We start from the raw sequence: 18,890 nt of genomic DNA on the forward strand, positions 1-18,890 counted from the left end.
CGGACATGACCCAGACATTCACACTCCGGCGCGATGTGGCGGCGCAGCACGTCGACGTCGCGCCGGGCGGCGAGATCGTCCTCCGCGGCAAGCTGGTCTGCTCGACCGACGCCTCGGTCATCGACGCGGCGACGACGACGTGGCCCGCCGGCGCGCCGGGCGGCGCGTCGGTCGACAGCGGTGGGCTTGTCGACTTCGAGCAGGGCGGCTTTCACATGACGAGCCGCGACCCCGCGACCCACGAGGTCCACGCCATCGCGACCGGGGATCCGGCCCCCGCGTGCGCGCTCGCGGGCGTGGAAGCCCCGTGCCTCCCGCTCCGGCTGCTGCCGCTCGCGCGCTCGCGGCTCCAGACGGCGCAGGAGCTGGGCAGCTGCCTTCACGGAGGCATCACCGTCGAGGTGCCGGAAGCGCTGGTGCCCCCCGTCCCGCCGTCGGTCGCGCCTTATGTGCAGGGCGCCGCGGTGCTCCTCGGCCTCGGCGTGCTCGCCTCGGTCGGCTGGGCGGTGCAGCGCCGGCGCGCCCGATCGCCGTTCGGCCAGCTGATCGGGCTGGCGAACCGCACGCGGGCCAAGCTGAAGGGCGCTGACCCCGTCGTGGCCGCGCCGCTCGCGCCGGCCGTGGACGCCGCGCTGGGCGCGCTGAAGCGGCGGCGCGTGGACGCCGCCTCGACTGAGGGGAAGCGGGTCGCGGAGGTGCTGCGGCGGGTGGAGGCGCGCCTCGACGCGTCGGCCGTGGAGGCGCGCGCCGACGAGGAGGCGCAGGCGGCGGACGAGCTCGTGCGCGAGATCGAGAGCGCGCTCGAGGCGGTCGACGAGGTGGCCGGCGCGCGGCGCGGGGGGGCCTGAGGAGGAAGGATTTCCGCTGCCGCTCGATCTCCGCGCGCAGGCGTTGCTCCTGCACGCGCAGCTCCGGCGTGAACTCCTTGCCGAAGTCCTCTGCGTCGAAGATCGGTCGAATCTCGAGCACCCATTCCCCGCTGGGCATGTAATCGGCGCAGCGCCTGGTCCACGCGACTGCCTCGTCCAGCGACTTCACTTACCAGATCCAATATCCGCCGACGAGCTCCTTGGTCTCGGCGAAGGGACCGTCGATGAGCGTCTTCTTGCCGCCCGAGATGTGCAGGCGCTTGCCTTTGCTGCTTGGGTGTAGCCCCTCTCCGGCGAGCATGACACCGGCTTTGACGAGCTCCTCGTCCCAGAGCCGGAACGCGCCTCTCTGCGCGATCCACTCATAGGATTCTCGTCCGGCCTGTCTCAAGCCTGTTGGCATTTTCCGCCCCCTCTGTGCCAACGTCGGGTGAGAAATGCGATCAATAAAACCGTGCAAAATGGCGTTGTGTCGCGGCCGATCCATGGCGTATAGATTGAGTCGAAGGACCACATCATCTTCCAGAGAGAGCATGGAAGTGTCCTCGGTCGAATTCAACGGCTGACGGCACCGCCCAAGCCGCAGCGCCGAACGAAGCACACCGCGTGATGTGCACATCTATTGTCCGATCACTCATGCCAGAGAGAGTATGTCCCAGGGCACAATTGCCCGAGAATGGGTTAATGTAGAAGCCGTGAAACGTCATATGAACACAATCGTCAGCAAGCAGCATTGGAAAACGTCTATGGCAAATTCAAAGCAGAATCAATTCTCTCGTTGGTTCATGCTGGCGTTCGCGTCGGTCGCGCTAGCAGGCTGTGGCGATGATACCAATGCCACAGGGCCCTCGAGCAGCTCATCGTCTTCCAGCAGCTCTTCATCCTCCAGCTCCAGCTCCAGCTCTGGCTCATCTTCGAGCAGCTCTAGCTCGTCTTCGAGCAGCTCCAGCTCGTCTTCTAGCAGCTCCAGCTCGTCTTCGAGCAGCTCCAGTTCGTCTGGTGGCGATCTCGCATTGGTGGTCGCGATTGACTCCGGTAGTACTTCGAGCACAATGATTGATGGCGTGGAGTACCAGGCGGACAAATACGCTAACGGTGGTTCCACCAACAGCACGCAAGACTCTGTCGTTGGTGGGCAGCTTTATCAAACAGAGCGGTATGGTTCATTCAGTTATGAAGTCCCGGTTACCGCCAATGGTCGCTACACCGTGAAGTTGCATTTTGCGGAAATTGATAAAACCAGCGCTGGCTCGCGCAAGTTTAGCGTTGCAATTGAAGGTAGCACCGTTATCAGTGATCTGGATGTTTATGCCGAGGCTGGTCATGATGTGGGCTACACGGAGACCTTCGCGGATATTGCGGTAAACGACGGCAGCGTCACCATCGAGCTGATTGAGGGTGTAGAGAATCCCACCATCGCAGGGTTTGCCGTTTATTCTAATGATGGAGAATTGGATACAACGGCCGCGCCCCTCCCCGATTTCTCCAAGTACTCAGCCTACACTCAGAAATACACTGAGAAAACTGTGATCAATTCGAATCACGCGACGGGTCACGTCGGTGATTTCTTCTTCACTCACTGGAAAGATGGCGGCTCGACATCTTTGACTGTGGACCCGAATGGCGAATTCAGCGTGACCTGGCAGGGCGGTGGCTATAACTATGTCGGTGGTCCAGGGTGGCATTACGGAGATGAAAAAAGGGTGATCGGCTACCGCCTCAATAGCGACAGCGGCGCGAGCTATATCGCTTTGTACGGCTGGGGGTACGACAAGAGCATGCCCACTTCAAACGCGGCACACCTGGTGGAATATTACATCCTGCAACGATGGAGTTATGATCCCAGCCAGGGTGCTACCGCTGGCAAGACCTTCATGAGCGACGGGGTTGAGTATTCCACGCTCCGCTCGACGCGGCAGCAGCAGCCCTCTATCAATGGCCGCTCCACTTTCTACCAATACTGGAGCAAGCCTGCTCGGGCGCAGGCCCTCGGACAGGACCACAAGATCATATTCGCCGATCACGTGAAGGCATGGGCCGACAACGGCTGGATTGTCCCGAACATGAACAACCTGGATGCGAGTGACGATCCCACCTATCAGGTCCTGGCCGTCGAGGTGTTCAACCCCGGTAGCAATGGAACTGCATCTGGTCGCGTCTGGGACGCGACGCCCTGATCGAAAGACAATGTGGCGCTCCTGAACGTTTCGTGGGTGTGCGGCGCGAACGCCCGTCGAATGCCTCGATGGCGCCGTGCTCGACGCCATCGAGGCTCTCCGCTTCGCTCCGACCCGCTTCGCGGGCGCCCTTTCGGGCGGCCTCCGCCCAACAGCCGGCGCCGACCGACGGTGCCGAGCGATTCGCGCGCGTGCCCGCCCCAAGGCCGCGAAGCGTCGCTCAGCGGATCGGGCCGGCGACCCTCGGCGGCGAGGCGGGGGCCGCCTTCGCCGCCGGCTCGAGCGGCGCGCAGCCGTCGGCCGCAAAGGGGCCGATCTCCGGCTCGCCCTCGACGAACACCGAGACGCGGCGCATCCGCTCGGCGAACGCCGCCTCGGTCTCGGCGCGCCGCGGGTCGGCCGCGAGCGGGACGGTCCCGAGGCCGTCGCTGCGCACGGGGCAGATCTCCGCGAGGGGCGGCTCGCCCCGCCGCAGGCGCAGGCGCGCGAGCATCGCGAGCTCGACCGCGGGGCCGGTCCGCTTCACCTTCATGAGGAAGTTGCCCAGGCTGTAGAAGATGGGCCGGCCGCGGCGGAGCTCGATGCCCTGGAGCACGTGCGGGTGGTGGCCGAGGAAGGCGTCGGCGCCCGCGTCGATGGCGGCGCTGGCGAGCGCGCGCGCCTGCGGGAGCGGGGTGTCCAGGTACTCGGTGCCGCCGTGGTAGCTCACCACGACGGCGTCGACGCCGGGCTGCTTGCGCGCGGCGCGCACCGCGGCGGCGAGCCCGTCCCGCTCCGCGCCCGCGACGAACTCCCGCGCCGGGTGCTGCCAGAGCGAGCCCTGGTTCCAGATGCCGGTCACGGCCAGCACCGCCACGCGGAAGCCGCGGTGCTCGATGACGGCCGGCGCGTACGCCTCGAGCCGCGTCCGGCCGGCGCCCACGTAGGCGACGCCCGCGCGCTCCAGGTGGCCGAGCGTCTCGAGGAACCCGCCCTTGCCGTAGTCCCACATGTGGTTGTTCGCGAGCGACACCACGCCGATGCCGGCGCGCGCGAGCGCGTCCGCGCCGGCCGGGGGGCCCGTGAACACGAGCGGCTGGCGCGCGTGCTGGGTCTCTCCGCCCTGGTCGCTGAGCTGGTTCTCGAGGTTGACGAAGCGCACGTCGGCGGACGCGAACAGCGCCGCGACGGAGGCGAACGGATCGTACGCCGGATTGCGGAGCAGCTCCTGGCCGAGCGCCTTGCCGAGGCAGACGTCGCCGCCGGCGAGGAGCGTGATCGCGTCGGCAGGCGCGGCGGTGGGCGCGGCGGTGGCGGCGGCCGGCGCGGCGCGAGCCTCCCGGGGCCTTTCCGCGGCGTCGCGGGGCGCGGCCGGCGCGACGGCGGGCGGCGGCGCGAGCCCGGCGCCCACGTTGGCGGGTCGCTCGCAGCCGATCTGCGCGGCCACGGCGCACGTCGCGAGGAAGCAAAGGGCAGGGCGCATCTCGAGCGGCGTCTCGCAGCGCATTATCCACGGGCGCGCGGCGGCTCCCAAGTATCCGGTGGTACGCCCGCCGACGTTCGTGCACCATCGCCGCGCGTTGAGCAGGCCCAGAGGAGCCGCGGCGTCGATCGGCGGCCGCGCTCTCTCGATGGACGTCCGGCCCGCTCCAGCGCGATCTACTCGGGATTGGACGCGCGCTCGTGCGCGGGTTGCTTGGAAGGCCTTATCTCCATGGTGAATCGAAGACGTGAGACTCCCTCGGGCTCGGCGCTGCTCTCTTCGCGCGGCGCGACGCCCTCCAGCACGCGCATCGTGCCGGGCCCCGCGGCGCGCGACGAGGCGCGCGACGAGGAGCGCAAGGACGGCTGGGGCTTTGCCGACACCCGGTTCGTCGTCAAGCCGAGCGGCAGCGTCGTGCTCACCGGCACGCGGTACAGCATCAGCAACGTCGAGCTGCCGTCGCTGATCCCGTGGATGTCGGCCACGCTCGCCGCGCCGCTCTCCTACGAGAACCGCAACGAGCCGCACTACCCGCCTCAGATCCCCGACGCCAGGGTCGCGAGCGAGCTGCTCGCCGCGCTCCGCGGCTTCCTTTCGGACGATCAGATCTCGCAGGACCCGCTCGTGCGCCTCAGGCGCGGCCACGGCCACACCGGGGCCGAGATCTGGGCGATCCGCTACGAGCGCCTCGAGCGCGTCCCGGATCTCGTCGTGTTCCCCGCGTCGCACGACGACGTCGTGCGCGTCACCGAGGTCGCCAAGCAACACGGCGCGTGCCTCGTCCCGTTCGGCGGCGGCACCAACGTCACGGACGCCCTGCGCCTGTCGATCCACGAGGAGCGGACCGTGATCGCGGTCGACATGCGGCGCATGAACAGGATCCTCTGGCTCGATCCCGTGAACCGCATGGCCTGCATCGAGGCGGGCGCGACCGGGCGGCACATCGTCGCGGAGCTCGAGAAGCACGGGCTCACCATGGGGCACGAGCCCGACAGCCTCGAGTTCTCGACGCTCGGGGGGTGGATCGCGACGAACGCGAGCGGGATGAAGAAGAACCGTTATGGCAACATCGAGGATCTCGTCCTCGACATGCAGGTCGTGACCGCGCGCGGCGTGGTCGAGCGGCCGCACGTGGCCCCGCGCGAGAGCGTCGGCGCCAACCCGAAGAACTGCATGTTCGGCAGCGAGGGCAACTACGGAATCGTCACCAGCGCTGTCGTCAAGCTGTTCCCCCTGCCCGAGGTCCAGCGCTACGGCAGCGTCATCTTCCCCGACCTCGCGCGTGGGCTCGCGTTCCTCTATGACCTGCAGGGCGCCGGCGCGCTGCCCGCGAGCGTGCGCGTCATGGACAACACGCAGTTCCATTTCGGTCAGGCGCTCAAGCCGAAGAAGTCCGGGGTGCTCGCCCGGGTGAAGAGCCAGGCGGAGAAGCTGGTGGTGACCCGGATCAAGGGCTTCGATCCGCACCAGCTCGCCGTCGCCACCATCGTGTTCGAGGGGACGAAGGAGGAGGTCGATTTCCAGGAGAAGACGCTCTACCGCATCGCGGCGCAGCACGGCGGGATGAAGGCGGGCGCGGCGAACGGCGAGCGCGGCTATCAGCTGACCTTCGGCATCGCGTACATCCGCGATCTCACGTTCGAGCACTGGGCTATTGCGGAGAGCTTCGAGACGAGCGTCCCGTGGAGCCGCGCGCTCGAGCTCTACGACCGGGTGCGCCAGCGCGTCCTGCGAGAGCACGAGCAGCGGCGCCTGCCCGGCAAGCCGTTCTTCACCGGCCGCATCACCCAGGTCTACCCGACGGGGGTCTGCATCTATTTCTATCTCGGCTTCTACGCCAAGGGCGTCGACGACCCCGTGCGCCATTACTCCGAGATGGAGCACGCCGCGCGAGAGGAGATCCTCGCCGCCGGAGGGTCGCTGTCCCACCACCACGGGATCGGCAAGATCCGGCAGGATTTCGTGAAGGAGGTCTATTCGGACGGCGCGCGGGCCTTCATGCAGCAGGTGAAGCAGGCCGTCGATCCCGACAACCTGTTCGGCGCGGCGAACCACGGCGTGCTCGGCGACGTCACGCTATCGACGCCGCGCTGAGGGGCGCTTTACAGCGATCTCCGTCCACCTCTGCGCCATGCAGAGCAGAGCGGCGGTCTCCCGCACAGGAGACGGGCCCAGATCGGCGTTTTCGGCGCGCAAGCGCACTCCGGTGCGCTGAGCACCGAAAACGTCGAGGTGGGCCCGTATCCGAAGCGGGTGACCGCCGCGCTACAGCCCGAGCACGTAGGCGAAGACGAGCGGCGCCACGATGGTGGCGTCGCTCTCGATGATGTGTTTGGGCGTGTCGATGCCGAGCTTCCCCCAGGTGATCTTCTCGTTGGGGACCGCGCCGCTGTAGGAGCCGTAGGACGTCGTCGAGTCGCTGATCTGGCAGAAATAGGACCAGAAGGGGACGTCTTTCCAGCCGAGGTCCTGGTACATCATGGGCACGACGCAGATGGGGAAGTCGCCCGCGATGCCGCCGCCGATCTGGAAGAAGCCGACGCCCTTGCCGGCGGAGTTCTCGCGGTACCAGGCGGCGAGCGAGGTCATGTACTCGATGCCGCTCTTCATCGTCGTCGCCTTGAGCTCGCCCTTCACGACATAGCTCGCAAAGATGTTCCCCATCGTCGAATCCTCCCAGCCGGGCACCACGATCGGGAGGTTCCGCTCGGCGGCCGCGACCATCCAGGAGTCCTTGGGGTCGATCTCGTAGTCGCCCGCCATCACGCCGCTCTGGAGCAGCTTGTACATGAACTCGTGGGGTAAGAAGCGTTCGCCCCGGGCATCGGCGTCCTTCCAGATCTCGAACACCCTGTGCTGGATCTTGCGAAAGGCCTCTTCCTCGGGGATGCAGGTGTCCGTCACGCGGTTGAGACCGCCCTCGAGGAGCTCCCACTCCTGCGCGGGCGTCAGGTCGCGCCAGCCGGGGATCCGCTTGTAGTGCTTGTGCGCCACGAGGTTCATGATGTCTTCCTCGAGGTTGGCGCCGGTGCACGAGATGATGTCCACCTTCCCCTGGCGGATCATCTCGGCGAGGGAGACCCCCAGCTCGGCCGTGCTCATCGCGCCGGCGAGCGACACCAGCATCTTGCCCCCGTCCGCGAGGTGACGCTCGTATCCGGCCGCGGCGTCGACAAGCGCAGCGGCGTTGAAGTGCCGGTAGTGGTGTCGAATGAACTCGGAGACAGGGCCCCTCTTTTGCTGGCTCATGGACTCGTTTCCTGTAGGTGTGGATGGATCGTCGCGACCTTCACGTCCGCCGAGGCGGACGCGCGAGCCCAGGCGGGGAGACGGCCCGTGGGCCCTGCGCAGAGGGCCCGCGCTCGCCAGGCCCGCACCAGCGCGGCCGGCGAGCGCGGCGGCCGCAGTCGCGGCACACATGGCATCGATGAGTCGGCTCGTCATCCGTCGCTCCCCGGCCTGGGCCGGCGAGGTGCCCTTAGCACATGGAACACGCTCGGTAACACGGAGTGTCTGTGTCGTGGCACGAGGGCACCGGTGGCAGCGGTCGGCGCCTGGCGTGCGCCGCGAGCGCATGTTCCACGCGGGGGTGGTATGCAGGACGGCGGTGCAGCTCATGACAGCGCCCTCGGAGGACGGCGACGGGGCGGGCCGCGTGGCCGGGCTCGCGGGCGTCGTGCTGTGCGGCGGGCAGAGCCGCCGGATGGGGCAACCCAAGGCATGGCTGCCGTTCGGGGGCGAGGCGCTGCTCCAGCGGGTGGTGCGGCGCCTCGGCGAGGCGGCCTGGCCGATCGTGGTGGTCGCGGCGCCGGGGCAGGAGCTGCCGCCGTTGCCGGAGGGGGTGCTGGTCGTGCGCGATGCGGTGGAGGGCCGCGGGCCGCTCCAGGGCATCGCGGCCGGGCTCGATGCGATCGCGCCGCTCGCCGAGCGGGCCTACGTCGCCTCGACCGACGCGCCCTTCCTGCACCCCGCCTTCGTGCGGCGCCTCGCGGATCTCCAGGCGGGCGGCCACGCCATCGCGGTGCCGCGGGCGGAGGGGCACCATCACCCGCTCGCCGCGGTGTACGCGTGCTCGGTGCGCGGCGAGGTGGCGGCCTTGCTCGCCGAGGGCAGGCTGCGGCTCTCCACCCTGTTCGAGCGGGCGCGCACCCTGGTCGCGGATCCGGAGCTCTTGCTCTCGGATCCGCGGCTCTGCGCTGCGGATCCGGCGTTGCGATCGCTGCGCAACCTGAACACGCCCGAGGACTACGCGGCGGCGCTGCGCGAGCTCGACTGACCCGGCTATTCGCCGCGCGCCGCCGGCGCGCTCGCCGCCGCCGCGCCCCCGGGCTCGCCCCTCGTGATGAGGACCCGCTGCTCGCCATGCCTGGGCAGGAACACCCGATCCGGCCCCAGCCCGCGCGCGGCCATGACGCGCCGGAGCTCGCGGGGCGCCTCTCCGAACGTATCGGTGCTGTTGATGAAGGTGTCGAAATGGATAGCCATCATCCGCCGCGCCCCGAGGTCCAGGAACGCCTGCACCGCCTCTGCCGGATCGACGTGCTTGCTCTCCATGAACTCGCGCGGCCCCACCGGCGCGATCGGCAAGAGGGCCAGATCGATCGAGGGGAATCGCGCGCGCGTCTTCACGAAGTCATCGCGGTCGTAGGCGGTATCGCCGCCGAAGTAGACGGTGATCCCGTGGTACTCGACGACATAACCCGTGAAGCTCTCCGTCATCCAGTCCCGGTCCAGCCCGTAGCGATATCCGGAGTGCCGCACCGGGACGGCCGTGATCTTCAGATCGCCCTGCTGCCATGTCGTCCAGGTGGGGACCTCGAACGACGCGAAGCTATGGTTGGGCACGTAGACGAGCCCGCCTCGAGGCACGAGCAGCGCGCGGACCTTCGGCTCGATCAGGGACAGCGAGCCGAGCGAGAGGTGGTCGAGGTGCATGTGCGAGATCAGCACGGCGTCGATGGGCGGCAGGTCCTCCGGAGCGAGCCCCGGCTCGACGAGCCGCTTCACCATGAGGCCCACCGTCGACGTGAAGACGGGATCGGTCAGGATCCATCGATCATCGATCTGCACGAGCACGGTCGCGTGCCCGACCCAGAGCGCGGCGAGCCGTGCTTCGGGGCGGTACGGCGCACGCACCTTGTCTGGCACGGGCAGCGGGCTCGCGAACAGCCTCGCCACGTTGCTCTCCAGGATGCGCGCGGGCACGCTGCACGACAGGCCCGCGAGCGCGAGGAGCGCCGCGGCGGAGAGGCGAGCTGGCGACGAGGAGGGGCGCGTGGCCATGCGCGGCGTCAGAAGTAGCGGATGCTGAGCGTGATCGTGGTCGATCGCAAGGCGGCCGTCGGCGTGGTCGCCACCTGCGCGCCCAGGGCGCCGAACAGGGTATAGATCCCCGCCTCGTACGAGGCCGCCACCTGCCCTCGAGCAAAGAGCGCGGATCCGCCGAGTGAGCAGGACAGGTAGTCGCCTCCATCGAGGAGCGGGAAGTAAGCGCGGACGCCGCCCCGGATCAGCCAGCGATCGGCGAACGCGCCCGGACGGGCGACGTACCCGGGTGAGCCGAAGAGCTCGATCGAGCCGGCGTGGCGCGTGAGCGGCTCCGCGATGAAGGCGCGCCACGGCGAGAGCTTGCGGTTGATCCCGAACGAGTAGAGCAGCGGCGTCACCTGCCACCGGAAGCCGAAGTGCGCCTCGCCCGGTTCGAGCCACAGCTCGGGGCTCGGCACGAGCTGGACGAGGAGCCACGCCAGCGTGGGGTGGATGTCGGGCTCCGTGGCGGCGGCCGCCGGCGCTGCCTGCCGCGGCGCCTCGGGCGACGCGCCCGCGGCGAGCGGCCAGAGCAACCAGCAGAGCGCGGCGGCGCAAGCGGCCAGCGCAGGAGCGCGGCGTCGCGCGAGGGAGCGCGCTCCGGGCGTGCCGCGGCTACGGCGCGTCGCCGTACACCCTGCCGAGCTGCTTGTAGAGGAACCGCGCCGCGTGCTCTCCATAGGGCGTCTGCGCCGCGTACACGTCGGGCGAGGCGATCGGCGCGTGCGCCGCCAGCGCGCCGGGCCGCCCGAGCCGGGTGAGATCCTCGCTGAGCGCCTCCATCGAGGCATACCGGTTCTCCGGCCGCTTGCGCAGGCACTTCGTGATCACCGCCTCGAGCGCCCGCGACGCCGGGCTCTCACCCAGGTTGGGCGGCGGCGGCGGCGTGACGAGCTGATTGGCCAGCACCACGGCCTCGTCCATGGCGGGCGCCAGGGCGGGGGAGGAGCTCCGCGCGACGCTGAAGGGGAGACGGCCGGTGAACATCCGGTACATGAGCATGCCGAAGCCGTAGACGTCCGTGCGCCCGTCGGGAGGGTCGCTGACGGTCTGCTCCGGCGCCATGTACTCCAGGGTGCCGACGGTCACCCCGGCCTGCGTGAGCCCCGAGTGCTCGTACAGCTTCGCGAACCCGAAATCGACGACCTTGGCCGCCCAGGCGTCGCCCTTCTCTCCCACGAGGAACACGTTGGCGGGCTTCACGTCGCGGTGGACGATCCCCGCCCGGTGGGCCGCGCCGAGCCCGGCCGCGGCCTGCAGGAGGAACGGCACGCCGGCCTCCGGCGACAGCCGCTTCTCGCGCAGGAGCAGCGAGCTCAGCGACTCGCCGAAGAGGAACTCCAGAACGAGGTAAGGCGACCCTTCATGGAGGCCGATATCGAGGACCTCGACGATATTCGGGTGAACGACCGTGGCCGCGGCCTTGGCCTCCAGGAGGAACCGCGCCTTCACCTTCGGCTCGCGGCGGAGCCTCGCTTCCAGGAGCTTCAGCGCGACGGGCGCGCCGCTCTTGGTGTCCTCCGCCAGGAACACCTGCGCCATGGCGCCGCTGCCGATCAGGCCCCGCACCCGGTACCGCTCGGCGATGATCGTGCCCACATGCTCGGTGGGCTGGGACCGGATCCGCCGGATGTCGTGGCTCGCGACCAGCTTCTCTCCGTCGTGCGGGCAGAAGCGGTGGTCATCCGCGTACCGCCGATGGCAACGAGGGCACAGCATGAGGTCCCCTTCCGGGCATAGCCCCTCCACGGCCCTCTTTGCAAGGCCCGACGTGCGTGTCGTGATCGCGCCTCGCGAAGGGGCGCGGCGCGATCACGATGCGCGGGATATGTCCGACGGCATCCGCGCCCTGGGCTCGTGGATCAGGACCGTCTCGGCGCTGGAGAGCTCCTCCATGTCGGGCGCGTCGCCTGACATGCGCCAGCCCGGGCTCCGCTTGGGCAGGCTGTCGAGCAGGCCGACGAACGAGCTCACCCACTCCTCGATGTCCTGAGGCCGCTCGTCGGGCGACAGCGCGAGCGCCCGCGCGAAGGCGCGGTCGACGTCCGGCGGCGTCCCCGGGAGCAGCGACGAGACGGGCGCCGGAGGGGCGCGCGAGAGGCTCGACAGGATGGTGGCGAGGTCCTCTCCGGCGGCGATGCGCCGTCCGGTGAGCGCCTGGTAAGCGACGGCCGCGAAGGAGTAGAGATCGCTGCGCGTGTCCACCGACCTGCCGCGCGCCTGTTCCGGGGCCATGTAGAGCGGAGTCCCCAGGAAGATGCCCGTCGAGGTCGCGCTCACGTCGGCGGAGAGCTCCTTGGCGATACCGAAGTCGAGGATCTTGACGTGAAAGTCGCCCGGCCCCGTCGACGGGATCAGGAAGATGTTCTCCGGCTTGACGTCGCGGTGCACGAGCCCCGCCGCGTGCGCAGCGCCGAGCGCCGAGGCACCCTCGCGCAGCAGCACCGCCACCTGGGCTGGCGTCCCGGGCCCGTGCGACTTCATGGCGTGAGCGAGGGTGAAGCCGTCCAGCCACTCCATCACGATGAAGAGCGTCCCGTCCTCGAGCTCGCCCGAGTCGTACACCTCAACGACGGACGAATGACGGATTCGCGCGACGAGGCGCGCCTCTCTCGCGAACCGCTCGCGCACATCCTCGTTGTTGAAGTGCTCTGTCCTGATGGTCTTGATCGCGACCTCGCGCCCGAGCCGCTCGTCGTGGGCCTTGAATACCCTGCCCATGCCGCCCTCCGCGACGGCCCGGGTCAGGCGATACCGCCCCGCCACGCGATAGGGGGACGGCCGCGGCCTCTTCAGCGCGGCGCCGTCATCGAGGCATCGCTCCACACGCTGATCGTAACAGCGCTGGCAGCTCGGGCATATCTGCAGGATATCGATACCGCGGCGCACCATGTCTTCGAGCGTCGCTGCCCGCCGCTCCGCCGCGCTCGCGAGATCCTTGCGCAGCCGCGAGAGCTCGAGCGCGCTGCCGAGGTGGTGCGCGAACGAGCGGACGAGCCGTCGGGTCGTATCGCTCCACACGACGCCGTCGCCGACGATGACCAGCGCGCCGTGGACGTCGCCCGACATGCCGAGGACGGGGACCACGACATCCGCGGATCTCGGAAAGGAGTGTTGGGTCAGCGCGGCGTGGCGCAGAGCGTCGACGTGCGGCGCCTCGGTGGTGGTCGCGGTGAGGCTGGCCATCGCCTGCTCCTCGGCCTTCCACACCGCGACCTCGCGGGCGCCGATCGCCTCCGCGATCTGCGCCGCCGCGGCGGACGACCACCTCGCGATGTCGTCGAGCGCCTGCGCCGAGGAGACGACGAGCTCCGCGAGCTTCTCCTGCTCCTCCGCGAGCTGGCGCGCGAAATACTGCACCGCTGCGTACGCGATGGCCGACACCGTGAGGAGGTTCATCGCGAAGAAGCCGGCGAGGAGGCTCGGAGGCGCCTCCGGCGCGACGCCGGAGAGGAGCGGGTCGGCGACGCCGGCGGCCATCACGAGCAGCGTGTACGCGATGAACCAGGGGACGGACGCCCGCGATCCGTGGAACAGCAGCAACGTCAGCGGCGCGAGGAGCGCCCACAGGACGACGCCGCTCGAGCCGACGAACCCTCCCCGGCTCGCGTGCATGAGAAACGGCAGGGCGAAGATGAGCAGCGCCTGGCGGAAGCGGAACCCGGCGAACTCCTTCGTCCTGGCGAAGTGGGCGAGGCTCAGGCCGGTACACACCATGTAGCCGAGCGGGATCGCCGCCGAGCGGTGGTCCCCGGCTGCCCCATAGGCGATCACCCAGACGGGGCACGCGCACGCCTTGAGCGCCGCGGTGAGCGTGAGGATCTTCTTGTGCTGGCGCACCTTCGGATCGTCGCCCGCCTTCAGCCCCATCCGAGCGATGGCCTGGAAAAACTTCATTCTGGTCGATTGTACGACGTTGAGCATGGCGGCCTCAAGCCGCGGTCAAGCGTTCGGGGGCGCGATGTGGTCGAGGTGTAGATGTTGCGCTCCCTGAGATGGGGGCGGTCGCTTCGGCGTGCTCTGCGTAGAGACGAGCGACGACGGCCCGGACTGCGCGCGCGCCGATCGACAATCGACCGACCCTGAGGGGAGATCGGCTCCCCTCGGCAGCGCGGGCCTTGCCGCCCGCGCCGCCGGCCGGATATCCTGCGCGCGGCTCCCTGCCGCGAGCGGCCGCCAGCTCGCAACGATCATGGCAGCGAGCTCAGCGACTCGCCGAAGAGGAACTCCAGCACGAGGTAAGGCGACCCTTCATGGAGGCCGATGTCGAGGACCTCGACGATGTTCGGGTGAACGACCATGGCCTCCAGGAGGAACCGCGCCTTCACCTTGGGCTCGCGGCGGAGCCTCGCCTCCAGGAGCTTCAGCGCGACGGGCGCGCCGCTCTTGCCCTTCCGCCGCCCTTTTTTGCGAGACCCGACGTGCGCGGCGGCTTCGCGAAGGCGCGCGCGGCGCGGTGACGGATCTCCTGAGCGCGGCACCGCGCTCGTCCGGCAGTACTCTCCGGCACCTATCTGCCACCTATCTGCCACCTATCGGCAGCACCGCTCAGGCCGCGTTCCTCCTCGCCCGCATTGCTGACACCACCAACTCGTCTTGCTCGGCTGCTCGGATGTCTTCGGCGTCCTCGGCTTCACGGAGGTCCCCGCGAGCTTTTCCGCCGCTTGCGGCGCCTTCTCGACAGGCTTGCGCGCCGTCGAGAGCTCCGCTCGCAGCACCCGCACCTCCAGCGCGAACGAGTCCCGCTCGGCGCGCGCCTGCCGGGCCTCCTCCAGCGCTGCCTGGCGCTCCGTTTCTGCGATAGCCTTCGCGGACTCCAGGGCGGCGTGCGCCGCGTGCTGCGCCTGCAGGGTCGCTTCGGCCTCACGCTGCGCGGCCTCGGCGTCGCGTTGGGCCGTGTGCTGCGCCTGCCGAGCCGCTTCGGCGTCGCGCTGGGCCGTGTGCTGCGCCTGCCGAGCCGCTTCGGCGTCGCGCTGGGCCGTGTGCTGCGCCTGCCGAGCCGCTTCGACTTCGCGCAGCGCGGCCTCGGCGTCGCGCTGGGCCGCGCTTTGCGCCTGCCGAGCCGCTTCGGCCTCATGCTGGGCTGCCTCGGCGTCGCGCTGGGCCGCGCTTTGCGCCTGCCGAGCCGCTTCGGCCTCATGCTGGGCTGCTTCGGCGTCGCGCTGGGCCGTGCTTTGCGCCTGCCGAGCCGCTTCGGTCTCGCGCTGCGCTGTATCCTGCGCCTGGCGAGCGGCCTCCGCGCCGCGGCGCACGGCCTCGGTCTCGCGCTCCCGCGTCGACTCGGCATGAGCCGCTTCCCCTGCTGCGAGCGCGCGCCGCGTGTCCTCGAGAGCTCTCCGTAGCTGCCGTCGCCCTCGCTCGGCGACGAGCGCCGTCACGAGCAGCGCCGCCAGCGCCAGGAGTGTCAGCCCCGTCGTCATCCGTCCGCCAGCAAGCGTCCGCGCTTCGCGAGCAAGAACGCGCGATTCCCCGCGGTCAGGTGCCCACGGAACAGGGAGGGGAGCTCGTCGTAAGGGGTCACAACGCACCCGCGCCAGCGAAGAGAATCAGCGCCACCTCTCGAGGGCAGCGATGTCCTTGTCGCACACCGCTCGCTGGGCGCCAATGGCCTCTGGGCCTGTCGCCGCGCTGCGGCTCCGCGGGCCCCCTGTGGTAGTCTCGGCCCGACCGCCGGCCCTGAACCAAGAGGATGCGCGATGCCCTACTCCCAGGCGAAGACGATCCTCGCCCTCCATAGCCCCCTCGGCCCCGACGCCCTCGCCCTCGTCAGGATCCATGGCGAGGAGCGGCTATCTGGCCTGTTCCGGTTCGAGCTCGACCTCCTGTCCGAGGAGCGGGCCATCGATTTTTCTGCCATCGTCGGCCAGGGCATCACCGCGGTCATCCGCCTCTCCAGCGGCGCCGAGCGCATGATCCACGGTGTCGTCACGCGCTTCCGTCAGGCCGGCCGTGTCTATGTCGACGGCGGCCAGCCGAGGACCGCCTATCGCGCCGAGATCCACCCCTGGCTCTGGTTTCTGACGAGGACCACCGACTCCCGCATCTTCCAGGACAGATCGGTGCCCGACATCGTGAAGCAGATCTTCGATGACCTCGGCTTCTCCGATTACAAGGACGAGCTGACCGGCTCCTACGCTCCTCGCGAGGTGTGTGTCCAATACCAGGAGACCGCGTTTCAGTTCGTCTCGCGGTTGCTGGAGGAGGAGGGCATCTATTACTATTTCCAGCACGAGGACGGAAAGCACACCCTCGTCCTCGGCGACGACAGCGCGGGCAATCCGCGCTGCCCCGATCTCGGCGACGTTCGCTACGTGGGCGCCGCCGAGAACTCGACGCGCGATGAGGACGCGATGACCGTCTGCGAGCTCATCGGAGAGGTCGTCGCGGGGTCGTATGCGGCGACCGACTACAATTTCAAGGCGCCCAGCACGTCGCTGCTCAGCCAGGCGAGCGGCGGCGGGGCGAAGCTCGCGCTCTTCGAGTATCCTGGCGGCTACGCCGACAAGAGCGCCGGCGACGCGATCGCCACGCGTCGCATCGAGGCGGAGGAGGGCGTGGCCCGGCGCCTCGTCGGCAGCTCGTTCTGCCGCGCGTTCACGGCCGGCCATGCGTTCCAGCTCGTCCAGCACGAGCGCTCGGACGTGAACGGCGAGTACCTGCTCCTCGCCGTCACGCACTCGGCCGACAACGACGAGTACCAGAACTCCTTCGAGGCGATGCCCATGCAGAGCCCCTTTCGCCCCGCGCGCGTGACGCCGAGGCCCATCATCGCGGGGGCTCAGACGGCGGTCGTCGTCGGCAAGAGCGGCGAGGAGATATGGACTGACGAATTCGGCCGCATCAAGGTGCAGTTTCACTGGGACCGGTACGGCAAGCGCGACGAGAACAGCTCCTGCTGGATCCGCGTCGCCCAGTCCTGGGCCGGCAAGGGGTGGGGGAGCTGGTACTTGCCGCGCGTCGGCCAGGAGGTCGTGGTCAGCTTCCTCGGCGGCGATCCCGACCGGCCGCTCTGCACCGGGTCGGTGTACAACGCGGACCAGACGGTCCCCTACGCGCTTCCCGGCGAGCAGACGAAGAGCACCCTCCTGTCCCGCTCGTCGAAGGGGGGCAGCGCGGGCAACGAGCTCCGCTTCGAGGACAAGAAGGACAGCGAGGAGCTCTTCATGCACGCCCAGAAGGACATGGTGGTCGACGTGGAGAACGACTGGACGATCGGCGTCAAGCACGACCAGGCGATCTCCATCGACCACGATCAGACGCTGGCGGTGGGTGGAGACCAGACCATCAGCGTGGAGAAGAGCCGCACGGTGACGATCGACAAGGGGGACGACCTGCTGACGGTGGGGAAGGGCAACCGCACGATCGACGTGTCGAAGGGCAACGAGTCGCACGCGGTCAAGGGGACACGGGATCTGACGGTCGAGGGGCACGAGACCCACACGAACAAGGCCAACTTCACCCAGGAGGTGAAGGGCAATCACGTCCTCAAGGTGAAGGGGAACCTGGTCATCGAGGCCAAGTCGGTGACCATCAAGAGCGAGCAGGCGATGACCCTCAAGGCGGGGCAGGCGCTGAAGGGCGAGTCCGGCGCGGACCTCACGTTGAAGGGTGGGGGGAAGGTCGCGATCAAGGGCAGCGAGGTGAAGAACAACTGACGTCCGCCCGGGCGCGGGCGAGCGTGTCGCGAAAGGAGCGCCCTTGTCGATCACCGAGGATGAGGTCTTCGCTCAGGCGGTGGACAACGCAGGGTTCCTGTGGAGCCAGCGCGACAGCGCGGCGCGCGATCCGCGGTACGACCTGAAGGGCCTGGCGGAGGTCGACGCGCGGCTCGCGGCGCAGCTCGATCTGCTCGAGCGAGGCGGGCGCGCGGCGTGGGACGGCTGCGCGGCCGCGGCCGAGGAAGGGGGGGCGGGCGAGGTGTTCGCGGCGCTCTCGCTCGCGCTCGTGCGGCGGGATCAGGTGGCGATCGCGGCGTTGATCGCGCGGGGGATCGATGCGCCGGCGCTCGCGCGCGGGGTGGCGTCGGCGCTCGGCTGGGCGGCGCCGGAGCTCTTGAAGGACCTGCTGCCAGCGCTGCTCGGCGCGAAGGCGCAGCCGGGGCTCCGGACCATCGGCATCGCCGCGAGCGCGGTGCGGCGGCGGGATCCGGGGCCGACGCTCAAGGAGGCGCTCTCTGCCGAGGACGCGGGGCTGCGGGCGCGGGCGCTCAAGGCGCTCGGGGAGCTCGGGTACGTGGAGGGGCTCGACGATGCGCGGCGGGCGCTCGGCGCCGAGGACGAGGCGGTGCGGTTCTGGGCGGCGTGGTCCGCGGCGCTGCTCGGGGACGAGCGCGGCGTGGATGTGCTGCTGGAGATCGCTGCGGGCGGGGGAGCGCTCGCGCAGCGGGCCGCGGGCGTGGCGTTGCGGCGCCTCGGCCCGTATGCGGGGGCGCGGTGGCTGAGGGGGCTCGGGGAATCGCCGGGGGCGGCGCGGGCGGCGATCGCTGGGGTGGGGGCGCTCGGGGATCCGGCGCACGTGCCGTGGCTCATCGAGCGGATGAGCGCGCCCAGGCTGGCTCGCCTGGCGGGCGGGGCGCTGTCGTTGATCACGGGGGTTGAGTTGGTGAGAGAGGAGCTCGAGGGGCCCGCGCTCGAGGAGGCTGGGCCGAGCGACGACCCGGAGGACGAGGACGTGGGGCCCGATCCGGACGATGGGCTGCCGTGGCCTGACGCGGCGGCCGTGGGGCGGTGGTGGGCGCGGCGGCGAGGGGACTTCGCGGCGGGGAAGAGGCACCTCTGGGGGAGGGGGGTCGATCTGGAAGGGCTGAACGAGGTGCTGCGGCGCGGGAGCCAGCCGGCGAGGGCGGCAGCGGCGATCGAGCGGTGCTTCTTGAGGCCGCGGCTGGGGGTGTTCGAGGTGCGTGCGCGGGGGGAGGTGCAGCGGGCGGAGCTCGGGGGGTAGCGAATCGCTGTGGGCAGGTCGCTCGCGCGCAGCGCGTGCCGCCGGGCTTTGCAGCCGCCGTGGGGCTGCGCATGCTAGAGCAACAAACGGGTTGAAACTGCCTGAAAAGCGCAGAATTTCGAACCGCCAAGGCGC

Annotated in this window: 15 protein-coding genes and 1 pseudogene; 6 read left to right on the forward strand and 10 right to left on the reverse strand. The window is 69.5% G+C overall.

Annotated features, from left to right (window positions below; all coding sequences use genetic code 11):
• Window positions 1–5 precede the first annotated feature (5 nt).
• Window positions 6–848, forward strand: a complete 843-nt coding sequence (locus WME79_RS50100; RefSeq protein ID WP_437530509.1) for a hypothetical protein — start codon at window positions 6–8, stop codon at window positions 846–848.
• Window positions 849–864: 16 nt separating this feature from the next.
• Here WME79_RS50100 and WME79_RS50105 read toward each other — a convergent pair.
• Together WME79_RS50105 and WME79_RS50110 are read right to left on the reverse strand one after the other, a co-directional pair.
• Window positions 865–1,272 (reverse strand): annotated as a pseudogene (locus WME79_RS50105) (YciI family protein); the annotation flags it as partial.
• A gap of 363 nt (window positions 1,273–1,635) precedes the next feature.
• Window positions 1,636–1,920 (reverse strand): hypothetical protein, encoded by a 285-nt coding sequence (locus WME79_RS50110; protein ID WP_437530512.1) that lies wholly within the window; start codon window positions 1,918–1,920, stop codon window positions 1,636–1,638.
• Between the two features lie 13 nt (window positions 1,921–1,933).
• Between WME79_RS50110 and WME79_RS50115 the strand changes: the two genes are divergently transcribed.
• On the forward strand, window positions 1,934–3,046 hold the full coding sequence (locus WME79_RS50115) for a glycoside hydrolase family 11 protein (RefSeq protein ID WP_437530515.1): 1,113 nt from the start codon (window positions 1,934–1,936) through the stop codon (window positions 3,044–3,046).
• Window positions 3,047–3,266: 220 nt separating this feature from the next.
• Here WME79_RS50115 and WME79_RS50120 read toward each other — a convergent pair whose 3' ends face one another.
• On the reverse strand, window positions 3,267–4,508 hold the full coding sequence (locus WME79_RS50120; RefSeq protein ID WP_437530517.1) for a CapA family protein: 1,242 nt from the start codon (window positions 4,506–4,508) through the stop codon (window positions 3,267–3,269).
• A gap of 231 nt (window positions 4,509–4,739) precedes the next feature.
• Here WME79_RS50120 and WME79_RS50125 point away from each other — a divergent pair, with 231 nt between their 5' ends.
• Window positions 4,740–6,602 (forward strand): FAD-binding oxidoreductase, encoded by a 1,863-nt coding sequence (locus WME79_RS50125; RefSeq protein ID WP_437530518.1) that lies wholly within the window; start codon window positions 4,740–4,742, stop codon window positions 6,600–6,602.
• 171 nt (window positions 6,603–6,773) lie between these two features.
• On the opposite strand, the gene WME79_RS50130 is transcribed toward WME79_RS50125, so the two are convergent.
• The gene (locus WME79_RS50130) at window positions 6,774–7,757 is read right to left on the reverse strand and encodes a deoxyhypusine synthase family protein (RefSeq protein ID WP_437530521.1); all 984 of its coding nucleotides are present in this window, start codon (window positions 7,755–7,757) and stop codon (window positions 6,774–6,776) included.
• 271 nt (window positions 7,758–8,028) lie between these two features.
• On the opposite strand from WME79_RS50130, the gene mobA reads away from it, so the two are divergent.
• Window positions 8,029–8,784: a molybdenum cofactor guanylyltransferase gene (gene mobA / locus WME79_RS50135; protein WP_437530524.1), complete on the forward strand. Its 756-nt coding sequence runs from the start codon at window positions 8,029–8,031 to the stop codon at window positions 8,782–8,784.
• A gap of 5 nt (window positions 8,785–8,789) precedes the next feature.
• Here the strand turns inward: mobA and WME79_RS50140 are convergent, their stop codons facing one another.
• The 6 genes from WME79_RS50140 to WME79_RS50165 form a co-directional block, all read right to left on the reverse strand.
• Window positions 8,790–9,791 carry an MBL fold metallo-hydrolase gene (locus WME79_RS50140; protein WP_437530528.1) on the reverse strand — a complete coding sequence of 334 codons (1,002 nt, stop codon included), beginning with the start codon at window positions 9,789–9,791 and terminating at the stop codon, window positions 8,790–8,792.
• Window positions 9,792–9,799: 8 nt separating this feature from the next.
• The gene (locus tag WME79_RS50145) at window positions 9,800–10,351 is read right to left on the reverse strand and encodes a hypothetical protein (protein WP_437530529.1); all 552 of its coding nucleotides are present in this window, start codon (window positions 10,349–10,351) and stop codon (window positions 9,800–9,802) included.
• A 79-nt stretch (window positions 10,352–10,430) separates the two neighbouring features.
• Window positions 10,431–11,534, reverse strand: a complete 1,104-nt coding sequence (locus WME79_RS50150) for a serine/threonine-protein kinase (RefSeq protein ID WP_437530532.1) — start codon at window positions 11,532–11,534, stop codon at window positions 10,431–10,433.
• 93 nt (window positions 11,535–11,627) lie between these two features.
• Complete coding sequence (locus tag WME79_RS50155; protein ID WP_437530534.1) at window positions 11,628–13,712, reverse strand: serine/threonine-protein kinase; 2,085 nt, start codon at window positions 13,710–13,712, stop codon at window positions 11,628–11,630.
• Window positions 13,713–14,005: 293 nt separating this feature from the next.
• Complete coding sequence (locus tag WME79_RS50160) at window positions 14,006–14,296, reverse strand: hypothetical protein (RefSeq protein WP_437530536.1); 291 nt, start codon at window positions 14,294–14,296, stop codon at window positions 14,006–14,008.
• 51 nt (window positions 14,297–14,347) lie between these two features.
• A complete protein-coding gene (locus tag WME79_RS50165) occupies window positions 14,348–15,235 on the reverse strand; it encodes a hypothetical protein (protein ID WP_437530538.1) in 888 nt (295 codons plus the stop codon).
• A gap of 276 nt (window positions 15,236–15,511) precedes the next feature.
• On the opposite strand from WME79_RS50165, the gene WME79_RS50170 reads away from it, so the two are divergent.
• Together WME79_RS50170 and WME79_RS50175 are read left to right on the forward strand one after the other, a co-directional pair.
• Window positions 15,512–17,470, forward strand: a complete 1,959-nt coding sequence (locus tag WME79_RS50170) for a type VI secretion system Vgr family protein (RefSeq protein ID WP_437530540.1) — start codon at window positions 15,512–15,514, stop codon at window positions 17,468–17,470.
• Between the two features lie 43 nt (window positions 17,471–17,513).
• Window positions 17,514–18,755: a TIGR02270 family protein gene (locus tag WME79_RS50175; RefSeq protein ID WP_437530543.1), complete on the forward strand. Its 1,242-nt coding sequence runs from the start codon at window positions 17,514–17,516 to the stop codon at window positions 18,753–18,755.
• The last annotated feature ends 135 nt before the right edge of the window (window positions 18,756–18,890 follow it).

Source organism: Sorangium sp. So ce726 (assembly GCF_051521405.1).
In the GTDB taxonomy this organism is placed as follows: domain Bacteria; phylum Myxococcota_A; class Polyangia; order Polyangiales; family Polyangiaceae; genus Sorangium.